Annotated in this window: 16 protein-coding genes and 1 pseudogene; 4 read left to right on the top strand and 13 right to left on the bottom strand. The window is 62.9% G+C overall.

What is annotated here, in order from left to right:
• The coding region (locus LJE91_17985) for an ISKra4 family transposase (protein MCG6870548.1) at nt 1–187 on the top strand (187 nt) is incomplete at its 5' end.
• A gap of 280 nt (nt 188–467) precedes the next feature.
• Here the strand turns inward: LJE91_17985 and LJE91_17980 are convergent.
• A complete protein-coding gene (locus LJE91_17980) occupies nt 468–701 on the bottom strand; it encodes a hypothetical protein (protein MCG6870547.1) in 234 nt (77 codons plus the stop codon).
• A 210-nt stretch (nt 702–911) separates the two neighbouring features.
• On the opposite strand from LJE91_17980, the gene LJE91_17975 reads away from it, so the two are divergent.
• Nucleotides 912–1,205: a rhodanese-like domain-containing protein gene (locus LJE91_17975; GenBank protein ID MCG6870546.1), complete on the top strand. Its 294-nt coding sequence runs from the start codon at nt 912–914 to the stop codon at nt 1,203–1,205.
• Nucleotides 1,206–1,226: 21 nt separating this feature from the next.
• A complete protein-coding gene (locus LJE91_17970) occupies nt 1,227–1,928 on the top strand; it encodes an MBL fold metallo-hydrolase (GenBank protein MCG6870545.1) in 702 nt (233 codons plus the stop codon).
• 38 nt (nt 1,929–1,966) lie between these two features.
• On the opposite strand, the gene LJE91_17965 is transcribed toward LJE91_17970, so the two are convergent.
• From LJE91_17965 to LJE91_17955, 3 genes are all read right to left on the bottom strand, one after another.
• The gene (locus LJE91_17965; GenBank protein MCG6870544.1) at nt 1,967–6,832 is read right to left on the bottom strand and encodes an NAD-glutamate dehydrogenase; all 4,866 of its coding nucleotides are present in this window, start codon (nt 6,830–6,832) and stop codon (nt 1,967–1,969) included.
• Nucleotides 6,833–6,947: 115 nt separating this feature from the next.
• Nucleotides 6,948–7,418 carry a YbaK/EbsC family protein gene (locus tag LJE91_17960; GenBank protein MCG6870543.1) on the bottom strand — a complete coding sequence of 157 codons (471 nt, stop codon included), beginning with the start codon at nt 7,416–7,418 and terminating at the stop codon, nt 6,948–6,950.
• A 248-nt stretch (nt 7,419–7,666) separates the two neighbouring features.
• Nucleotides 7,667–8,416 carry a ferredoxin--NADP reductase gene (locus LJE91_17955; GenBank protein ID MCG6870542.1) on the bottom strand — a complete coding sequence of 250 codons (750 nt, stop codon included), beginning with the start codon at nt 8,414–8,416 and terminating at the stop codon, nt 7,667–7,669.
• Here LJE91_17955 and lpxA point away from each other — a divergent pair.
• Entirely contained in the window at nt 8,334–9,386 is a 1,053-nt protein-coding gene (lpxA, locus tag LJE91_17950; protein MCG6870541.1) for an acyl-ACP--UDP-N-acetylglucosamine O-acyltransferase, read from the top strand. The two genes, LJE91_17955 and lpxA, sit on opposite strands and share 83 nt — an antisense overlap.
• 21 nt (nt 9,387–9,407) lie before the next feature.
• On the opposite strand, the gene LJE91_17945 is transcribed toward lpxA, so the two are convergent.
• From LJE91_17945 to LJE91_17905, 9 genes and pseudogenes are all read right to left on the bottom strand, one after another.
• Entirely contained in the window at nt 9,408–9,854 is a 447-nt protein-coding gene (locus tag LJE91_17945; protein ID MCG6870540.1) for a hypothetical protein, read from the bottom strand.
• A 163-nt stretch (nt 9,855–10,017) separates the two neighbouring features.
• Entirely contained in the window at nt 10,018–11,007 is a 990-nt protein-coding gene (locus LJE91_17940; GenBank protein MCG6870539.1) for a TIGR00341 family protein, read from the bottom strand.
• 9 nt (nt 11,008–11,016) lie between these two features.
• A complete protein-coding gene (locus LJE91_17935) occupies nt 11,017–13,293 on the bottom strand; it encodes an EAL domain-containing protein (GenBank protein ID MCG6870538.1) in 2,277 nt (758 codons plus the stop codon).
• Between the two features lie 93 nt (nt 13,294–13,386).
• Entirely contained in the window at nt 13,387–15,018 is a 1,632-nt protein-coding gene (locus LJE91_17930) for an ABC transporter ATP-binding protein (protein ID MCG6870537.1), read from the bottom strand.
• The gene (locus LJE91_17925; GenBank protein ID MCG6870536.1) at nt 15,015–16,043 is read right to left on the bottom strand and encodes an ABC transporter permease; all 1,029 of its coding nucleotides are present in this window, start codon (nt 16,041–16,043) and stop codon (nt 15,015–15,017) included. Before LJE91_17925 ends, LJE91_17930 begins: the two co-directional genes overlap by 4 nt.
• A complete protein-coding gene (locus tag LJE91_17920; GenBank protein ID MCG6870535.1) occupies nt 16,043–17,149 on the bottom strand; it encodes a microcin C ABC transporter permease YejB in 1,107 nt (368 codons plus the stop codon). Before LJE91_17920 ends, LJE91_17925 begins: the two co-directional genes overlap by 1 nt.
• A 12-nt stretch (nt 17,150–17,161) precedes the next feature.
• A complete protein-coding gene (locus tag LJE91_17915) occupies nt 17,162–19,009 on the bottom strand; it encodes an extracellular solute-binding protein (protein ID MCG6870534.1) in 1,848 nt (615 codons plus the stop codon).
• 573 nt (nt 19,010–19,582) lie between these two features.
• Nucleotides 19,583–19,714, bottom strand: a pseudogene (locus LJE91_17910) (sulfur globule protein CV1).
• A 154-nt stretch (nt 19,715–19,868) separates the two neighbouring features.
• The coding region (locus tag LJE91_17905; GenBank protein MCG6870533.1) for a thioredoxin domain-containing protein at nt 19,869–21,504 on the bottom strand (1,636 nt) is incomplete at its 5' end.

Below are 21,504 nucleotides of genomic sequence, written 5' to 3'. Positions count from 1 at the left end.
GGTGAAGGACCGGATGGATATCACCGGGGCGCGCTGGGGTCTCGCGCGAGCCGAAGCCATTCTCAAGCTGCGCTCGTTGAAGGTCAGCGGCGATCTGACAGACTACATGGAATTTCACTTCCGCCAGGAACAGCAGCGGAACTACCCGGGTTCGCCGATTACCGAAGCACTCGATGAGGCGGCGTGAATCTGGCCCTCATGACGTGTGTGTCGTGTCCCTTCGATTTCGGCCAGAACTCGTAAGGTCCCGGTGCAGACCGATCAGCTGAATATCCCAAGGTCACAGCGCAGAAGGTCTGCGCCACCGCTGGAGGCGATAGTCGCCGAACACCCCGAGCGCAATGCCGCCATTGTTGCGGCCTATGCGATTGGCACCGCTACCGCGAGATTGCCGATCGTTTCGGTCTTCACCCGGCGACGATGGGACGGGTGATTCGCGGCCGAATGCTATAATGCGAGACCTGACCCTATGCGTGCTGGATCGTTCGGACCACGTTGTTGTGGTCCTGCGGCCAGTACAGACGGCTTCGCGACATGTCCCGAAGGTCGATAGTGTCGCCGCCGAGGTAGAGACGCTCGCACTCGGTAGAACGCAGGAAGTCCAGGAGGTACGCCGCCTCGCAGCCCCTGCTGCCGAGGTGCGCGTCCGAGATCCAGATCGTGCGGTACCGCAGTGGCCGCATCGGGTAGACAGGGTTCATGACACACACCCGTCGGTAGCTCGAACCTTGGTCAGGGTGCACGCCCAATATGACGCCAAAGCAACAGTTCCGTGAAGAATTGTGACGCCGTGAAGCGCCTCCGATGCGGTGTGACATGACTGCTTGAGAATATTAGGTAAAACTAATATACTAAGTTTTATCTAGACAAGGTCTAGTTTAAAAGCCGTGAATTACCTTTGAGGAGTATCGATGATGATGGATCAAACCCTGCGCTGCGAAGAGGCACGTAGGCTGCTTGCCGAAGGTGCCCGGCTGGTCGACGTGCGGACCCCGGAGGAGTACTACAGTGGTGCCCTGGACGGGGCACTGAATCTGCCGCTTGAGAACCTGACTGGTGCGCACGGCCTGCTCGACAAGGCCTCCCCGATTGTCCTCTACTGCGGCACAGGCCAGCGAAGTGACGCTGCGCGCAGACTGCTCCAGGAGGCGGGATTCGCCAGGGTTCACGACCTGGGCAGCATGCACAACCTGCACCGTTGTTGAATCAAGTGAAAAGGCGAGAATATGAATATCAGACAACTTTTCGATACGAAATCCAGTACCTACACCTACCTTTTATGGGACCCCGAGACCCACGAGGCGGCGCTCATCGATTCCGTTCGGGAACAGGTCGAGCGCGACGCACGGATCGTCAACGAGCTCGGGCTGAACCTGCGGTACCTGCTGGAGACCCATATCCACGCAGACCACGTGACCGGTTCCGGGAAGTTGCGCAAGCGCTTCGGCGCCAAGGTGGCCGTGCATCGCAACAGCGCCAGCCGTTGTGCCGACGTACTGCTGGATGACGGGGATGTGATCCGTCTGGGTGGTCGCCCTATCGTCGTGCTCTTTACCCCTGGACATACCGACACCGATGTCAGCTTCAGCATACCGGGCGCGGTGTTCACGGGGGACACGCTCCTGATCCGGGGGAGCGGGCGGACCGATTTCCAGTCCGGAGACCCTGGGGCGGCCTGGGATTCGATCACGGGCAAGCTGTTCACCCTGCCGGAGGACACAGTGGTCTATCCGGGACACGACTACAGCGGACAGACCGCTTCCACCATTGGCGAGGAGAAGGCCAGCAACCCGCGCCTGGGTGGGGGGAGGACCCGCGAGGAATACATCGCCACCATGAACGCGATGGACCTTCCCAAGCCGCGTCTTATCGACGAGGCGGTGCCGGGCAATCTCTCCTGTGGTCAGGGACCGGATTCCGCTGCCTAGCGGAACGGGGAATCGGATTCAAGTAACCCGATCCGGAATTATCCTGGCGGAGCCACCTTTTCGTCGACGGACGGGGATTCGTGACGGGCCAGCGTGCGCAATTGCCGCAGCGCCACGGAGATCATCGCCATGTCCACCGAGGTAGCCCCGCGCAGTTCCGCGAGTACCGAGCGATAGCGTGACACGGCGTTGGCCTTGTCGTTCAGCCATGCCTCGACCTCGGGTGCAGCGTCGGTTCGACTCCCGGCGCGATGGACCAGCATGGCGGTCATGGCGCGGTGTTCCACGGCGATCTCATCGCGAAGCAGGGCGCGTGCGCTCCGGTTCCAGTGGTTCGATCGGGACAGATCCCGCGCACGTTCGTTGAGCCAGTCGATGTCCAGGACCCGGGCGAGTTCGTACCAGATCTCCGCCGTAAACACCAGACTCGCTCCGGTGGCCCGGGTCGCCTCGGAGATGTCGAGCGCGGAGAATAGGGCGCCCAGGCCGGCGACTCGCCGGGACAGCGGCTCCGGGACGCCGGCTTGCGCCAGGGCGGCCGCGCGCGCCTCCAACCGCTCCTGCGCTTCGCCGCGCAGGAGCCCCTGCAGGGCTCCGGCGACTTCGCTGATGTCCTGAGAAAACTGCCCGATTGCCTTGGTGACGTCCAGTGGCTGTGCGCGATTCAGCAGCAACCACCGCGTGGCGCGATCGAGCAGGCGCCGCGCGTCCGCGATCATGTCCATCTGCGTCACCGCGGCCGGCCGGTCGTCCAGCGCCTCGATGGCGCGCCAGATCTCATCCAGCCCGAAGATCTCCCGACCCGCCCGGTAAGCGCGTGCGATGTCTTCCGCCCCACCCCCGGTTTCCTCCTGCAGGCGGATCCCGAAGGTGCTGCCCATGTGATTGAGCATGTCGTTGGTCAGGGAGGTCGCGATGATCTCGCGTCGCAGCGGATGACGTTCGATCTCTTTGGTGAAACGTGTCTGCAGCACGGGGGGGAAGTAGTTTTGTAGCTCCATGGACAGGCAGGGGTCTTCGCTGACGGCGGATGCCAGCAACTCGTCGTACTGACGGATCTTGCTGTGCGCGAGCAGCGTGGCGATCTCCGGGCGTGTGAGGCCGCGGCCTTCGGCCTGCCGTTCGGTGAGTTCATCGTCACCCGGCAGCGTCTCGAGTCTTCGATCGATACGTTCCTCCTTCTCCAGGACATGAATCAGCCGCATGTGGTCGCTCAGGAAGTAGCCTGCGGCATTCGCTGCGATACTGATCGCCTGGGTCTGCAGATAGTTGTCCCTGAGAACGAGGCGGGCGACATCCTCTGTCATGGATACCAGCAGGTCGTTGCGCTGCTTCCAGGTCAGATCTCCCTCCGATACCACCTTGTTTAGCAGGATCTTGATGTTGACCTCCCGGTCCGAACAATCCACCCCGCCCGAGTTGTCGATGGCGTCGGTATTGATCTTTCCCCCGCCTGCATCGAACTCGATGCGGGCGCGCTGGGTCAGGCCGAGATTGCCGCCCTCGCCGACGACCCGGCAGCGCAGATCGCCGGCGTCGACGCGAACGGCGTCGTTGGCGCGGTCTCCGACCTCGGCATGGGTCTCGCCGCTCGCCTTGACCCAGGTACCGATCCCGCCATTCCACAAGAGGTCGACCGGGGACTTCAGGATCGCCGTGATGAGTTCGTTCGGTGTGAGACGTTCGGCGTCGACACCGAGCGCCGCCCGGGCCTGTTCGGACAGCCTGATGGACTTCGCGCTGCGCGACCATACCCCCCCGCCGGGTGAGATCGGCGCCGGGTCGTAGTCCGACCATGCCGAGCGCGGTAAATGGAATAACCGTGAACGCTCCTCGAATGAGCGCACCGGATCCGGCTCCGGGTCGATAAACACGTGGCGATGGTCGAATGCCGCCACCAGTCTGATCTGCCCCGAAAGCAGCATGCCGTTACCGAAGACGTCACCAGACATGTCACCGATGCCGGCAACGGTGAAGGGGGTCCTCTGGATATCCGTTCCCAGCTCGCGGAAATGGCGCTTGACCGATTCCCAGGCGCCACGCGCGGTAATGCCCATCTTCTTGTGGTCATAGCCGTTCGCACCCCCGGAGGCGAAGGCATCGCCGAGCCAGAAGCCGTATTCGGCGGCGATCTCGTTGGCGATATCGGAAAACGTCGCCGTCCCCTTATCGGCGGCGACGACCAGATACGGGTCATCGTCGTCGTGGCGGACCACACCCGGCGGCGGAAGGACCTTTTTCGTATCGAGGTTATCGGTGAGGTCCAGCAGGCCCCGGATGAAGGTCCGGTAACAGGCCTCGACCTCCTCCTGGATCGCCTCGCGGGTGCCGCCGACAGGAAGCTGCTTGGGGACGAATCCCCCCTTCGCCCCGACCGGTACGATCACCGCATTCTTGACCATCTGTGCCTTCATCAGGCCGAGGACCTCGGTGCGAAAGTCCTCGCGCCGGTCGGACCAGCGAAGTCCGCCGCGGGCCACCCTGCCACCTCGCAGGTGGATGCCCTCGAATCGCGGCGAATAGACGAATATCTCGTACCTCGGCAAGGGCAGGGGCAGCAGCGACAACCGCATCGCATCGACCTTGAACGACAGCCACGGTTTCCGGTTTCCCCTGTCGTCGTTCTGGAACGCGTTGGTGCGGACAATGGCCAGCACCACGTCCAGGAAGCAGCGCAGGATGCGGTCCTCGTCGAGACTCGTGACGGCGTCGATCTCCGACTCGATGTGGGCCCACAGCGTTTCGGGGGCCGTTTCGTCATCTGCGCGGGTTGGATCGAAGCGGCGCCGGAACAGCCCCACGAGTTCGCGCGCGACCGACGGATTGCCGTTGAGTGCCTGTTCCATGTAGACCTGGCTGAAAGGTACGCGGGTCTGGAGCAGGTATTTGCATAGCGCCCTCAGCAGGATGATGTCGCGGGGATGCAGGCGCGCGGTGAGTGTCAACGCATTGAAGGCGTCGTTCTCCAGTTCCCCCCGGCTGACACCGGCAAAGGTTTCCTGGAAGTCGTCCTTAACCGTCAGCACATCGACATCGATGCCACGGGCCGGTGACATGTCGAAGTTGATGATCCAGTAGCCGATCCCGTCCGATGCAGAGAGTTCGTAGGGACGCGCGCCCAGGACCCTCAGACCCATTCGCTCGAGGATCGGCAGCGCGTCGGACAGCGCCAGCGGCCTGTGCCGGCCGAAGACCTTAAAACGCAGCAGGGAGTCCCCGCCCTCCGGGGGGCGGTAGAGATGCATGGCCAGTCGCCCGCCGTCGCGGGTATCCTCGAGATGACGGATGTCCGCCGCGGCGGTCCGGGGGGTGTAGTCGTCGCGGTAGGCGGCCGGAAAGGCCTTGCCCCAGAAGTGATACAGCAGGTTGCCCCCCGCCTCTCCATGGATGGCCTGAAGCTCGATCCTCAGCCGGTCACCCCATGAGAGCATGGACTCGACCATCAAAGACTCGATCTCGTGCGGATCGAAATCCGGGGTATGGTCCGGGTCCGTGCGGATGATGAAGTAGACACGAGCCAGGACCGAATCGCTGAACTGCACGTTGAACTCCGAACTCAGTCCCTGCAGGGCGTCCATGAGGATCTGCTGCATCTGCAGACGCAGCTCGGTGTTGTAACGCTCTCTCGGTGCGTACACCAGTACGCTGACGAACCGCCCGTAGGCGTCGCGCCGGGCGAACACCCTGAGCTGCTGGCGTTCCTCGATGCTGAGGATCCCCAACGCGATCGAGAGCATCTCGTCCTCGGTGGCCTGGAACATCTCGTCGCGTGGCAGGGTGTGCAGGATGTGCTCGAGCGCCTTGCCCGCGTGACTCTGTGCAGACAACGCCGCGCGTTCGATGACGCGCGCCACCTTGCGGCGCAGCAGCGGTATTTCGCCGGGGTGGGTGTCGTAGGCTGCCGAGGAATACAGGCCGTGAAAACGCCACTCGCCGATCACCCGGCCATGGTCGTCGAAGCGTTTGATTCCCAGGTAGTCCAGATGCGCCGGACGATGGACGGTGGAGCGTTTGATCGACTTGATGAGGATCAGCGGGGTGGGGGCCTGGGCCTTCTCCCGCAGTCGTTTCGGCAGCGTACGGGCTTGCCCCGGTTGCCTGCCCCGGAAGACGCCGAGCCCGGACTCCGGTACCTGCCGCAAGGAGGCCTTGCCCTTCTCGCGTACCAGGTCAAAGCAGCGGAAACCGATGTAGGTGAAGTGGTGATCGTCGATCCATCGAAGGAACGCCAGGTCTTCGCGCAGTTCCTCGCGGGAGACCGGCAGCGCGGTCGCTCGCGACTCGATCTCCGAGATGGCGGCCTGCATCCTTTCGCGCATGGCGGACCAGTCCTCGACGACCGCCGTGACGTCATTGAGGACGGCGCCGAGTTCGCGGCGCAGTCTGGCGATCATCGCCTGTTCGGTGATCTGATCGACCTCGAATCGTATCAGCGCCTCGGGGACGACATCACCACCGGTGACCCCCTCCTCGGGAATATCAACGATGCGGTGATGGCGGTCGCGCCGGATATGGACGACGGGGTGAATCACGAGATGGATGGAAAGGTCGTGCCGGATCAGCACGATGCTGAGCGAATCGACCAGGAACGGTATGTCGTCGGTGACAATCTCGATCACCGTATGTGGAGATTGCCAGCCGTTCTCCTCGTGGACCGGGTTGTAGACGCGGATGCCGGCAATACCCGCCTCACGTCGCCAGGCGAGTCGCCAATGGGCCAGGAGGCTGCCATAGAGGTCTTCGGGGGAGATGGCGGCCAGGTCTTGTTCCGAGACGCGCCGGTAGTAGCGCGACGCGAAATGCCTGACCGGCTCCTTGAGGTTCGGGGGGAGACGCTCGGCCAGCATCTTGTCGAGGCGCGCAAGGCGCTCTTCCCTGATGCGCCGTGCCGGCGCCCGCGTCATGATCCCGCCGCAATGCGCGCCATTCCCAGGCGCCTGGTCCCGGTAGATACCGCCTCACGGCGCGTACGGCGTGGCAAGGGGATCTCCGGGGCGATGGTCTAGCGTGTGCGGATGTTCAGATATGACGACTGAAGTGACCATGAGGGACGCCCGACATCAGGCGCCCGAAATCCCTGCCACTGACGTGGACGAGTCCGACGTGATCTCCGCCCTCGAAGTAGACGTCGCGATTCTCTTCGATGGAATCGTCGACGACGACGTCGACCCCGTAGGCCTGGCCGACCGCGGGGATCGCGCCGCACTCGCAGTCGTCGAACAGCAGGTCGAGTTCGCGCTCCGTGGCCAGTCCGAGATTGCGGTTGAGTTGTTTGTGAAGTTTTCCGATCTCCACCCGGTGGGTGGCGGGGATGATGGCCATCACGTACCCGTCCTCGTCTTCCAGCAGCACCGATTTGGCGACCTGGTCGCCTGGGATGTGGGCTGCCCGAGCCGAGTCACCGGCGGTGCGCGTGTAAGGGTGATCCACCAGGTCGTACGAAACCTCTTCTCTGTCCAGGTAATCACGCAGCGTAGTTGCCATCGCCATGACGACGTTCCTCCTACTCAGATGACTGAAACGCTTTCCAGGTGCCACTGAATGGTCTGACGGCTCTGGACCCGGTTCTGCTGTGCCGCGCACGGCAATCGTCCTGATCGCATCGCACCAGCGGTTCCTCTACTGTCTGATGATAGCCCGGAAATCCGCGATCGGATACCAAGTGCGGATGCGTGCGAACAACTCATTGAAACTAAACAGAAAAATATGCGTAAGGTGGGTTCTCCCTGGGAGAGGGGTCAGGACCAGTACTGCTCGGTGGTGATCTGACCGGGTTCCCGGCGCTTGTTCCGCGTGAATCCGCGTTCCTCGAGTACCGCGCTTGTGTCTTTCACCATACCCGGGTTACCGCAGATCATGACATGCGACTCCTTGGGTGTGAGCGGCATCCCGCCGGCGCTGTCGAGGCGCCCGTCGACGATGGCCGCCGGTACGCGGCCCGGCAGGGCGACGTCGGAAGCTTCGCGACTGACAAAGGGGACGTAGGCGAAGCGATCGGGGAACGCATCGGTGAAGGACTGAATGGTATCGCGGTAGGTGAGTTCGGATTCGGTGCGGACCGCGTGGACCAGTACGATCCCGTCAAATCTTTCCCAGGGTTCTTGCGTCTTCAGAATCGACAGAAAGGGTCCCAGCGCGGTTCCGGTCGACAGCATCCACATCCAGCGCGGGTCATCGGGGACATCGGACAGGGTAAAGAACCCGGCGCCCTTCGGCGAGACCCAGATTCGGTCTCCGGCTTCCAGGTTGTAGAGTTGCGGCGACAGGGGCCCGTCCCTGACGATGATCGAGTAGAACTCCAGGGGACGTTCGTCAGGGGCATTGACGAACGAGTAGGGCCGGCCCACGCGCTGTCCTTCGATGTCCAGCGCCAGACGCCCGAACTGCCCTGCGGTAAACCCGGCGATGTCCGCGCTCACCTGGAGCGAATACAGGGTCTCGCTCCAGTGTCGGTTCCCGACCACTTCCCCTTCAACCCATCGACTCATCTGCGATCCTTATTTTACGTTTCAGTACGCCAGTCATACATTCCCCGAACGGGCGTCTGGATTCAACCCTCCGCAATTCGGGTTTCGCGCCGGGCCGCGACGGCGCCCGTCGCGGATCGAAAGACAGTTGAAGGGGGTGGCGACTCTGAATTACAGTCGTTTGCCCATTTGCAAAGCCGTCAGGTGTGCGTCCATGATCCACCCCACCGCGATTGTCGACAGCCGGGCGAAAATCGATGCCGCGGCAGTGATTGGGCCCTATTGCATCGTCGATGGCCCGGTTCGCGTCGGCCCGCGTAACGAGCTTATGGCGCACTGCTATCTGACCGGGAACACGGAGATCGGGGCGGAAAACACCATCGGTCCGCACGCCTGTATCGGTACCGCCCCTCAGAGCATCGGCGAGTTTCCCCTGGATACGGGTGTCGTGATCGGCGAGCGGAACGTGATCCGCGAATTCTCTACCATACACCGCTCGATCACGGCCGGGGCCCCAACGGTACTGGGCGACGAAAATTTTATCATGTCCGGTGGGCACGTCGCCCACGACTGCGCCGTCGGCAGTGGGTGCATCCTGACCAACGGCGCTTTTGTCTCCGGCCACTGCGTCATCGGAGATCGCGTCAACATCTCCTCGCCCGTGGGCGTACATCAGTTCGTCAGGATCGGTCGTCTCGCGATCCTCGGCGCGGGGTCGGGCGTTGGCATGGACGTGCCGCCGTTCATGCTGGTCGAGGGGCGCAACACGGTGCGCGGGCTGAATGTCATCGGTATGCGCCGCGCCGGGATCGACGCCGGGTCCCGGGCCGAGGTCAAGCGTGTCTACAGGGCGATCTATCTGTCCGGGCGAAATATCCGTGAGGCCGCACGGGAACTGGCACGCGAGGAACTGTGCCTGGAGGCACGCGAGATCGTCGACTTCTGTCTGGCGGAGTCCCGCAGGGGCATCATGCCTCACGCCCCTGCGTAATGCGACGCGGTCTGATCCGGGTCAGATCACATTGAAGCTGTTGTCCGAGCCGCTGTCGTTGTCGACCGCGATGCCGGATCCGTCGGGCACGGTGATCGTGTTGTTTCTTCCCGAGATATCGAGATTCTCAACCGTTGTTCCGCTTCTGAAATCGATCCTGTTGCGGTCACCCGAAACCAGCATGTTGCGGATCTCGTTGTTCGCGGCAATGGTGATTCCGTTCTCCGAACCGGACACCGTCAGGTCGTATTGGTCGCCGCGGGTAACGGTCTGGGTCGTGTTGCTCTCGTCAATCAGGACCTTAGGGACGCTGTTATCGATGATCCCTCCGCTGCCGAACAGCCCCATATCGAAGATATTGCCGCCGAACAGACCGTCCTCCAGCGGATTACCCAATCCAGCATCATTCTCGCTGCACCCCGAAGCACCGAGAGCCAGTATCAGCAGGGTCAGGGTCAGTATTCTCATTCAAGCTGTCCGGTAACCGGGTAATCGCCGATCGTGTTTCCAGATCGTCCCGTTGAGATTATATCGTGTCGGGGACGCCGAGTCCGGGAACGGGATTGCGAAGCGCCTGGCCGATTCGTGATGAGAGACCGCAGGCGGACGAAAGTTCCCATCCCGGGCGCGGTCAGGTCTTTGGAGACAGGATAAATATGGCGAGGGCCATGAAGGCGGCGAGCCAGATCAGCATCGAGACGAACAGGGAGAACCTTGCCCTGCGCGTCTCCGCCCAGGTGCGCGGCCGCACGCCGCGCCACATCAGCACCAGGTTGGCAGACAGGTTGACGCATACCACGTTCACCGAGAGCAGCAACGCCGCATTGACCGCGTCACCCCAGCGGCCGATGGCGAGCATCAAGCCGATCGCCACCGTAGGCGGCAGCAGGGCAACGGCCACCATCACGCCGACCAGGGCGCTCCGGGTGCCGCTGGTCAGCGACAGAACCCCGGCCGCGCCGGAGGCCAGGGCCAGCACCATGCTGGCAAGCCCGACCTCGGTCCTCAGTATCAATTCCCTGCTGACGGGCTCCACGGTCCAGAACAGGCCGGTGCCGAAGGAGAGCGCCAGGGCAAGGCCCATGCCAGTCAGGCTCGTGGTCAGCGAGCGGCGGATCAATTCTGTGTCGCCAAGCGTTGTCCCCAGCGCCAGCGCCAGGTTCGGCCCCAGCAGCGGGGCGATGACCATCGCGCCGATGACAACGGCGACGTTGTCTTCGCTCAGTCCGACCGCCGCGACGATGGTCGACAGGACAACGAGCAGCAGGTAGCTGCTGTCGAGCATCGACCCGCGGGAGATATCGTAGTAGAGTTCCTCGCGGCTGATGGTGCTGACTCGCGGCGGTTCCGGCAGGTCCTGGATCGCGGCGCCGGTCTCTCGCTGGGGCAGGGTCGACTCTACCGGGATGATGACGATCCGGTAGTAGTCCGCGCTCTGCAGTACGGACTGCAGGGCGTTCATGACCTTCTGACGCTTGTCGGGACCGACCAGCAGCCGCACGGACCGGTGATGGCCCTCGATATCGGGTCCCCACCAGATGTCGTTGATGGCGTATTGTTCGGCGATCCCGTTGATGGTCGCCTCGTGACCCTTGTCCGCAATCACCTCGATGATTTTCATGCACGCGCCTCAGTTCGCCCGCCGGGAATCCTGCCTGCGTTGCCGTAGCCGGGCGAGAAGTTCCCCCAGGGCCAGCGGGTGCGAGTAGTGGAACCCCTGACCGCGGCGGCAGTTCATCTCCTTCAATCGGGCAATCTGACCCGGCGTCTCGATCCCTTCGGCCACGACATCGAGATTCATAGCCTGTCCCAGCAGGACGATCGCCCGGGCGAGGACCGCCTCCTGGGGATCGGACTCGATGTTTCTCACGAAGGAGCGATCGATCTTCAGCGTCGAGACCGGGAAACGTTGCAGATAGCTAAGCGAACTGAACCCGGTGCCGAAGTCGTCCACCGCGATCGGCAGCCTGAGCGCGTGCAGGGAATCGAGCTGGATCGCGCTCTCGACCATTGTTTTCTCGGTGATCTCGATCTCGAGCAGGTTTGAGGGCAGGTCATTGTGCGTCAGACACCGGTGAATCTGCGACGGCAGATCGGTCAGTCTCAGTTGTACCGCGGAGATGTTGACCGCCATTGAGAACTCCTCGAATCCCGTCGCCCGAATCTCCGCGAGCGCCGCGCATGCCTGATCGATCACGAATCCACCGATCTCCTCGATTTGCCCGGTTTCCTCGGCGACGTTGATGAACTCGGCGGGGGAGACGTCCCCGAGACGGGGGTTGTGCCAGCGAACCAGCGCCTCACAGCCGGTCCACTCACCGCTGTTCAGGAGCACCTGGGGTTGAAAGACCAGCCTCAGCTCCCCGTTTGCGATGGCATGTCGCAGTGCGGATTCCAACTCCATGCGTCTGTGAACCGCGAGGTTCATCTCGCTGGAGTAGAAACTGTGGGTGTTGCGGCCGGCGTCTTTTGCGTCGTAGAGCGCAATATCGGCCGCCTTTAGTAGCCCGCCCGGCGCTTCGCCGTCCATGGGGTAGAGCGCTATGCCAATACTGCAGGTCACCTTCACTTCACCCTTGCCGAACACGAACGGTTCCTGAAACACCGCGTGGATCTTGTGTGCGACATTCTCTGCACTCGCCGCATTGCGGATTCGTGACAGGACGATCAGAAACTCGTCGCCGCCGAGTCTCGCGACCGTGTCCCCGGCGCGCAGTACCGACTTCAGGCGCGAGGCGCACTGCGTCAGCAACGCATCCCCGGTCAAGTGACCGAGACTGTCGTTGATACGCTTGAAGTGGTCGAGATCGAGAAACGCGACCGCCGCAACGCGGTTTTCGCGCCGGGTCACGTCGATCGCCACGCGCAGTCGGTCCATGGCCAGCGCCCGATTGGGCAGGTCGGTCAGGGGATCGTGGTGCGCCTGGCGGATCAGTCGGGACTCGTAGCTGCGCTGCTGCCGCATGGAAAGCTGATAGAACACGATCGAGGCCACCAGGAAGGTGAGGAAAAACGCCGTCGGAATCGCCATTCGCGCGCGATAGCTTGCCGCGATCTCGGCCAGCGGGAGTATCGCTGTGACATAAAGCCCCCAGCGCTTCAGGTGTGTGCTGACGCAAAACCACTCATCCATGGTATAGGCCGCGCCCTGCGAATCTCCCTGAAGGCGGGTCTGTTCGGTAATTCGCTCGAATCGGGAAGCCTCGACCGGATTGTCATAGGTCGCGGCCTCCATGTTTTCCGCCAGCGGTTCGACGAACTGCCAGTACCCGTCCGGGCGCAGGATACGCACCTCCATCTTTCCCGGGGGCGCGATGTCGTTCCAGATCGTGGCGGGGGAAGTGATGTCGACCTCCGCAGCTATGACCAGCTCCGGTGCATCCGTGTCCCCGCCGATCGCAAGCCGGATGGGCATGACCCAGCTGTCCAGCAGCGGCAGGAAGTAGGTGCGCCCGACCGTCAAGCGTCCGGTTTCCAGCGTCTCGAGAAAACTGGCCGAGGTTTTTGGTTCATGCAACAGGTTGGGAAGCACGGTCTCGCAGTCGATGCCGGAGACGAGCACGAGTTGGCCGTCGGGCTTGGCCAGTATGAATCCGGCCAGGGCGGGATTTAGCTCGACCAGACCGTCTATCAGAGGCCTGGCGAGCTCACGGTGACTGACGGCGCCCGTTTCGACGAGCCGGTCTCCCAGGATGTGAAGAACGGTCTGGTAGTTATTGAAGATTTCATCGGTTGTCTGGGTGACCAACCGGTTAAGAAACTGCAGTTCCGCTTCCGTGTCGCGCTCTATCGCCCTCCATTCATTGACGGCGTAAAGGACGAATCCGACGAGTGTCCCTACGACGATGAAGTCGAACAGTAGCTTCAGCGGAGAGTGGTTTCTGCGTGAATCGGATGTCCTTGTCATGACCGTCCCGCTATTGGGCGTTGAAGTGTGCCGACAACGGAAGCCACACGCTACGATATGTTATCGCCAGCCTTGAGTGTAGTGCGAGTTTGGTCAAGGGTCCCTCGAGAAATCGCCGGGGTTCTTTGCGCCGAATGCCGCCGACATGAGGGCTTGCGTGTATGCCCGAGTGGGTTGGTCGAAGATCCGGTCCGCGGGACCCTGCTCCACCACGCGCCCGTCCTTCATCACCACGACCTCGTCACTCAGCGCCCTGACCACCCTCAAGTCGTGGCTGATGAACAGATAGGCCAGCCGGTGGCGGAGCTGCAGATCGCGCAGCAGGTCCACGATCTGGGCCTGCACCGAAACGTCCAGCGCGGATGTGGGCTCGTCGAGTACCACGAACCGCGGTTTCAACACCATCGCGCGCGCGATGGCAATACGCTGGCGCTGGCCGCCCGAGAACTCGTGGGGGTAACGGTGGCGGCTGTCCGGGTCAAGCCCCACCTCCTCCAGAGCCTGGCAGACCAGTGCATCGCGGGATTGCCGGGTAGACGCCAGTCCGTGCAGATCGATCCCCTCGGCGATGATCTGGGCAATCGACATCCTCGGGCTGAGACTGCCATAGGGGTCCTGGAAGACGATCTGCATCTGCCGGCGCATCGGCCGCAGCGCGCCGAACTTCATCCCCTGGATGTCCGTTCCCAGAAACCGGATCCGGCCGCGACTCGAACACAGCCGCAGCAATGCGAGGCCGAGCGTGGTCTTGCCTGAGCCGCTCTCGCCGACGACCCCCACCGTGTGTCCTTCCCGCACATTCAGGGTGATCTCATCCACCGCCTTGATATGATCCACCGTGCGTCGCAGAATGCCCTTCCTGACGGGGAACCAGACCCGCAGGTTCTTCGCCGCCATGGCCACCTGTGCATCCGGGGCGGCCTCTACCGGATGGCCACCAGGTTCAGCGTCCAGCAGTTGCCGCGTGTACGCGTGCGCCGGCCGTTCGAAGACGTCCCCGACGGTACCCTCCTCGACCACGACACCGGATTGCATGACGTAGACCCGTTCGGCGAGTCGGCGCACGATCCCGAGGTCGTGGGTGATGAACAGCATGGCCATGCCGGTCTCGCGCTGCAGGTCCTTCAGCAGGTCCAGGATCTGGGCCTGCACGGTGACGTCCAGTGCGGTGGTCGGCTCGTCGGCGATGAGCAGTTCGGGATCGTTGGCCAGCGCCATGGCGATCATGACGCGCTGCCGCTGCCCGCCGGATAGCTGGTGGGGATAAGCGCCCAGACGGTGCGCGGCATCGGGAATCCCGACCTTGCCGAGCAGCGCGACGATGCGGTCCCTCGCCTCGGCGCCGGCGATCCCCCGGTGGATCGACAGCATCTCGCCGATCTGCTTCTCGATCGTGTGCAGGGGATTCAGAGACGACATCGGCTCCTGGAAGATCATCCCGATTCGCCCGCCCCGGATCTCGCGGATCGTCTTGTCGTCGGCCTCGAGCATTGCCGCGCCGTCGAAGCGAATGCCGCCGGCGGGGTGGTGGGCCGGCGGGCAAGGCAGCAGCCGCGGTACGGACAGAGCCGTCACCGATTTGCCGGATCCACTCTCGCCGACCAGGGCGACGATTTCTCCCCTGCCGATGTCCAGATCGACGCCGCGCACTGCCCGGACCGCGTCCTTGCCGGAGCCGAAGGTGACCTCCAGGCCACGGATCTCGAGCAAGGGTTGGGGACTCATTGCGCCGCGAGCGTCTTGCGCGGGTCGAACGCGTCGCGGACCGCTTCGCCGATGAAAATCAACAGACTCAGCATCATGGCCAGCACGCTGAACGCTGTAATGCCGAGCCAGGGCGCCTGCAGGTTCGCCTTGCCCTGGGCGAGCAGTTCGCCCAGGGAGGGTGATCCAGGCGGCAGTCCGAATCCCAGGAAGTCCAGCGAGGTCAGCGTCGTGATCGAACCGTTCAGGATGAAGGGCAGGAAGGTCAGGGTCGCCACCATCGCGTTCGGCAGCAGGTGACGCAGCATCAGGGTGAGATGCCCGACGCCGAGTGCGCGTGCCGCCAGGACGTATTCGAAGTTTCTCGCCCGCAGGAACTCCGCGCGCACCACGCCGACCAGCGCGGTCCACGAAAACAGCAGCATGAGACCCAGGAGCCACCAGAAGTTGGGCTCCACGACGCTGGCCAGGATGATCAGGAGAAACAGCGTCGGGAGCCCGGACCAGATCTCGATGAAGCGCTGGAACAGCAGGTCCGTCCAGCCGCCGAAGTAGCCCTGTACGGCGCCCGCGATCACGCCGATCACCGAGCTGAACAGGGTGAGCGCGAGCCCGAACAGGACCGAGATGCGAAAGCCGTAGATTACGCGGGCGAGGACGTCCCTGCCCTGATCGTCGGTCCCCAGCAGGTTCTCTCCATTCGGGGGAGATAGCGACGGGCGGTTCAGATTGATGGTATCGTAGCTGTACCGGATTGGTGGCCAGAGCATCCAGCCCTTCGCGTCGATTAGGTCTTTGACATAGGGGTCGCGGTAGTCGGTCTCGGTCTCGAAATCGCCGCCGAAGGTGGTTTCGGGATAGGCATGGATCAAGGGGAAATAGAGTTCGCCGTCGAAGGAGACGAGCAGGGGCTTGTCGTTGGCGACGACCTCGGCGAAGAGCGTCGTGACGAACAGCAGACCGAACAGCCAGAGGGAGATGTAGCCGCGACGGTTGCTGCGGAAATTATGCAGCCTTCGCTGGTTCAATGGGCTGAGATGCGGCACTACACTTCCCGCGTCTCGAAGTCGATCCTGGGATCGATGACAACGTACATGAGGTCGCCTAGAAGATTCAGGAGCAGACCCAGGAGCGTGAATATATACAAGGTGCCGAAAAGCACCGGATAATCGCGGTTGATCGCGGAGTTGAAACCGAGCAGGCCCAGACCGTCCAGGGAGAAGATCACTTCGATCAGCAGCGAACTGGTGAACAGCACGCCGACGAAGGCGCCGGGAAAGCCGGCGACGACGATCAGCATGGCATTGCGGAAGACGTGACCGAACAGCACGCGTCGTTCCGTGCCGCCCTTGGCGCGGGCGGTGACGACGTACTGTTTGTTGATCTCGTCCAGAAAGGAGTTCTTGGTCAGCATGGTCAGGCTCGCGAATCCCCCGATGACCATGGCCGCGACGGGTAGCGTGATGTGCCAGAAGTAGTCCAGGATCCGGCGTGGCCAGCTGAGCGCCTCCCAGTTCTCCGAGACGAGCCCGCGCAGGGGAAACCAGTCGAGGTAGCTGCCACCGGCGAAAACCACGATCAGCAGGACCGCGAAAAGGAACCCGGGTATTGCGTAGCCGATAATCACCAACGTGCTGGTCCAGACATCGTAGGTCGACCCGTCGCGTACGGCCTTCGAAATGCCCAGCGGGATCGAGATCAGATAGACCAGCAGGGTCGTCCACAGGCCCAGGGAGATCGACACCGGCATCTTCTCGATCACCAGACCGATGACCGAGCGGTCGCTGTAGAAGCTGTCGCCGAAGTCGAATCGTGCGTAGTTGCCGATCATCGTCAGCAGGCGTTCGTGCGCCGGCTTGTCGAAGCCGTACAGTCGCTCGATATCCGCGATCAGTTCGGGATCCAGACCCCTGGAACCGCGGTATGTCTCCGATCCCGTGGCGGATGCGGCCATTCCGCTCGCCCCCCCCGTCTCGCTGCCGGTCCCGCCGCCGAGCCGGGCCGTGGCCTCCACGCCGTGGCCCTTGAGCTGGGCGATCATACGCTCGACCGGCCCCCCCGGGGCCGCCTGGACGATGACGAAGTTGATCACCATGATCCCCAGCAATGTGGGGACGATGAGCAACAGGCGCCGGATGATATAGGCGGTCATGCGATGCGCGGGTCAGGGTCTTGTTCGACCGGACTTCCCGGCAAGCGCCCGGTCCTTCTCGGGGTCCACCCACCAGGTATCGAATCCCAGCGCGTAGGGAGGGGAGGTGGCCGGGCGGGAGAAACGGTCCCGATAGGCCACGCGGAAGCTGCGCAGGTGCCAGTGAGGAACCACGTAGTGTCCGGCGAGAAGCACTCGGTCCAGCGCCCGCGTTTGGTCGACCAGGCTCTGGCGGTCCGGTGCATTGATGACCGCCTCGACCAGTTCGTCCACCACGGGATCCCTGACCCCGGCGAGGTTGCGGCTGCCCGGCTCGGTCGCCTTTTCCGACGTCCAGAAATCCCGCTGCTCGTTGCCGGGCGACAGCGATTGCGGGAACGTCGCCACCACCATGTCGAAGTCGAAGGTGTCCAGGCGCTTCTGGTACTGGGCGCTGTCCACGGTGCGGACCCGCATGTCGATGCCCAGGCGCTTCAGGTTGCGCCCGTAGGGCAGCGACACGCGCTCGAAGGCGGGGCTGACCAGCATGAGTTCGAACTCAAATGGCTTTCCGGTGGACCCATTGACGAGCCTGCCGTCCCTCACGACCCATCCGGCGGACTTCAGCAGTTTCGCGGCCTTGCGGAGGTTGGCGCGCGCGTTGCCGGAACCGTCGGTAACGGGGGGCTGCGGGTTGCCCGCGAAGACCGCGTCCGGGATCTTGCCCCGAAAGGGCTCTAGGATCCGGAGTTCCGCCTCCGTTGGCGATCCCTGCGAGGCGAGCTCGGAATTCGAGAAGTAGCTCTTCGTCCGGTCGTATGCTCCGTAGAACAGGTTCTCGTTGGTCCATTCGAAGTCGAAGGCCAGGGTCAGTGCCTCGCGCACGCGGGGGTCCGCGAACAGCTCGTTCCGCGTGTTGAAGACGAAGCCCTGCATGCCGGTCGGTTGCTGGTTCGGAATGTTCTCCTTGACGATGACGCCTGAGCGCAGCGCCGGACCGTCGTAACCCGTCGCCCAGTCTTTCGACACGTTCTCCAGGCGGAAGTCGTACTCCCCGGCCTTGAAGGCCTCCAGCGCGACGGTCCCGTCGCGATAGTAGTCGTAGCGAATCCGGTCGAAATTGTGTCTGCCCCGGTTGACCGGCAGGTCTGCGCCCCAGTAGTCCGGGTTTCTTCGGTAGGTGATCGAACGTCCGGGGTCGACGGACTCCACCGTATAGGGTCCGCTGCCCAGCGGCGCCTCCAGGGTGGTCTTCTGAAAGTCCCGGTCTTTCCAGTAGGCGCGGGACAGCACGGGCATCTGGCCGACGATCAGGGGCAGTTCGCGGTTGTCGTTCGAACTGAATCGGAAGGTGACCTTGCGATCCCCGGTCTTCTCCGCCCGTTCGACATTCGCGTAGTAGGAGCGGTAGAAGGGATGCCCCTGGGTCTTCAGGGTTTCGAAGGTGAAGATGACGTCCTCGACGGCAACCGGGCTGCCGTCGTGAAATCGCGCCTCGGGCCGCAGCGCAAACGTAACGGCGGAATTGTCCGGTGCAAGTTCGATGGACTCGGCCAGCAGGCCGTATTCGGTGAACGCCTCGTCGGCGGCATGCTCGGTGAGGGTATCGAACAAGCCGTTCAGACCCGCGGCCGGGACACCCTTGAGCGTGTAGGGATTGAGGGTATCGAAGGTTCCGATGGAATGGAGCCTGACGTCACCTCCCTTGACCGCCTCGGGATCGGCGTAGTCGAAGTGCTGGAAGTCCGGCCCGTACTTCGGGTCGCCGTGCAGCGATATCGCATGGCTCCCCGCCGCCTGCGAGGGGCCGGGCAGGCCCGACAATAGGGTCGCGATCAGGGTAAAAGTCGAGAGTCGGAGACGGTGGCTGCGATGGGGCATGCGGTTATCCGTTCGATGTGTCCACGCACGCGTCGGTTCACCCGTCGATCAGGCCATAGGGACGACAATCCGGCGGATGACATGAGTGCCGCGGAGTGTGGGGAGACAGAATCACCGATCGGGATTGCCTGTGCCTTCGTGGCGGTAAAGGCCACTCTAAAGACTACGGGCCGCGATCGGATCGCGGATTGATTCTAACCGTATCGTGCCTGGAGTGTCATCGGTTCAGCGGCCGCCGTTGATGGCGATTTTCGCGGAAAAAGAAAGCTGGTGAGAGGCGATTCCAGGTCCCGGCGTCCCACGCGAACGCGGCCTGGGTCTGGCCGAGTCAGGGATGGACCTGATAGAGATAGACGATGGGGTCGACCCATTACCCTCGTCGGGGTCCAGGCCCCACTGGTTGAACACTCATCGCAGTCCGATTCCGTTTCTATGACCGAAAAAACGGGGCTGATCTTGCGAACAGCCCCGTTTCCTCGTCCCTGACTCATCTATCCGTGACAAAATCCCCGGAAAGATCGTCCCTGAACCAATGTCCGGTCGTTACGACCGGGAAGGCGGTGCGATCGGAACTTACTGCGCCTCGGCGGGAGCCTGGGGGGCGACGGGGGCAACCGGAGCCGCATAGGGAGCCGCGTAAGGCGCATAGTCGTAGCCGCCGTAGTAAGGGTAGCCATAGTAGGGAACGCCGTGGCCGTAGCCCCTACGACGATGATTAATAATATAAGAATATATTATATGATTATTATAATAATTGATACTACTATTTTCGACAAATACGACCCTTCGTCGGATTGTCCGGCGATGGACGAGGTTATACCGTGTCGATATCGGTCGGCGGGCTCGTAACCTTTGTCGGTCAGACGGGGTGTGACGTGTTGGCCTTGCCCGGGTCCGGCCCGAGCCGTTCCAGCAGTTCTGCCAGGGTTGAGATCGGGGGTGAACAGGTAGTACCGGTGCAGTGATAGGCGACGATTTCACCGCGTGGCGACTTGGTCGCCACGGACCTCGGGAGGCCGGCGACCCCTTCCGGTATCGAAAGCACCAGGCAGTCCGGGATGTAGATTTCCGCCAGGCTCGTTTCCCACGCAGTCATTCCCCGGGGATTGCCGCGCAGGATGACGATCCCAGGCGGTGTCGAGAGCTCATGCGCGGCGATCAGCATCCATGCGTGCGCATGCGGGGCGGAGGCGATGCGGGTACCGGCGAATGCCAGGGATCGTTCGGCGGCTGAGATATACCGCGTCTCGCCGAGGAGCAGCCCCAAACGGTTCAGGGCAAGGGCCGCGATCGCGTTTCCCGCGGGCGTCGACTCGTCCATCAGCGGTTTGGGTCGCTGCAGCAGGGATTCGTGATCGTCCGAGGTGAAGAAGAACCCGCCGGACTCGCGGTCCTCAAAGTGTTCCAGCAGGACCTCCGCCAGGCCGATCGCGAATTCGAGATATTCGGTGCGCCACTGCAGTTGCAGCGACTCAAGCAAGGCGTCGATTAGAAAGGCGTGGTCGTCGAGATAGGCGTTCAGATGCGCCCGTCCGTCCTTGCAGGTGGTGAGCAACCTGCCGTCTCGCCAGAGCGTGGTCCGGACGAACTCCAGCGCGTGCCACGCAGAGTCGGCAAAGCCGGGGTTTCCCAGGCGGCGTGCTGCGATGGCCATACCCCGGATCATCAGGGCGTTCCAGCTCGTCAGGATCTTGTCATCGCGCCCGGGCCTGACCCGCCGCTCCCGCTCGGTGAGCATCGTGGCACGTACCGAGTCCAGATCCGCTGTGACCTGTTCGACGGATTGTCCAGTCTCCCCTGACAGGCGGGCAAGATCCGCGTGAACATGCAGGTGCCAGTGGCCCTCGAAGTTAGGCGCCCGGTCGAGGCCGAAGCGTTGGGCGAACAGTGGGTAAAGGTCTCCGGCGATCTCCCGGACTTGGTCCCGGTCCCAGACGTAGTATTTGCCCTCCTCGCCCTCGGAGTCGGCGTCGAAACTGGAGTAATACCCCCCTTCGGGGGATTGCATCTCCCTAATGGTGAATGCCGCGGTCTCCTCCGCGGTGCGCCGAAACAGGGGATCGCCAGTGGCCGCGAATGCCTCGGCGTATAGCGCCAAAAGTTGCCCGTTGTCGTAGAGCATCTTCTCGAAATGCGGGATCATCCACAGATCGTCGACCGAATAGCGGCAGAAACCGCCGCCGAGGTGGTCGTAGATGCCCCCTTGCGCCATCTTGGTCAGTGTAAACGTCGCCATCTCGAGAGCGCGTTCGTCACGATCCTCGTCGCCGCGGCGCTCGTTCCAGTAGCGCATCAGAAATTCAATGTTGCCCGGGTGCGGGAACTTCGGTGCGTGGCCGAAACCGCCCTCCGAATTGTCGAAGCTCGCCTCCATCTGCCGGCGGGCGGCAGTCGCGGCGTCGGCTGGTTGCATCCTACCGATACCCCCGGAGTCCAGTTCCGAAAGCGCATCGACCACGCGCGGGTTCTGGCGCCGGATGTCGTCGCGGTGCTCG

The organism is Gammaproteobacteria bacterium, from assembly GCA_022340215.1.
Classification (GTDB): domain Bacteria; phylum Pseudomonadota; class Gammaproteobacteria; order JAJDOJ01; family JAJDOJ01; genus JAJDOJ01.
Note: the sequence above shows the minus strand (reverse complement) of the source record. Positions and strands in the feature narration are given on the sequence as shown.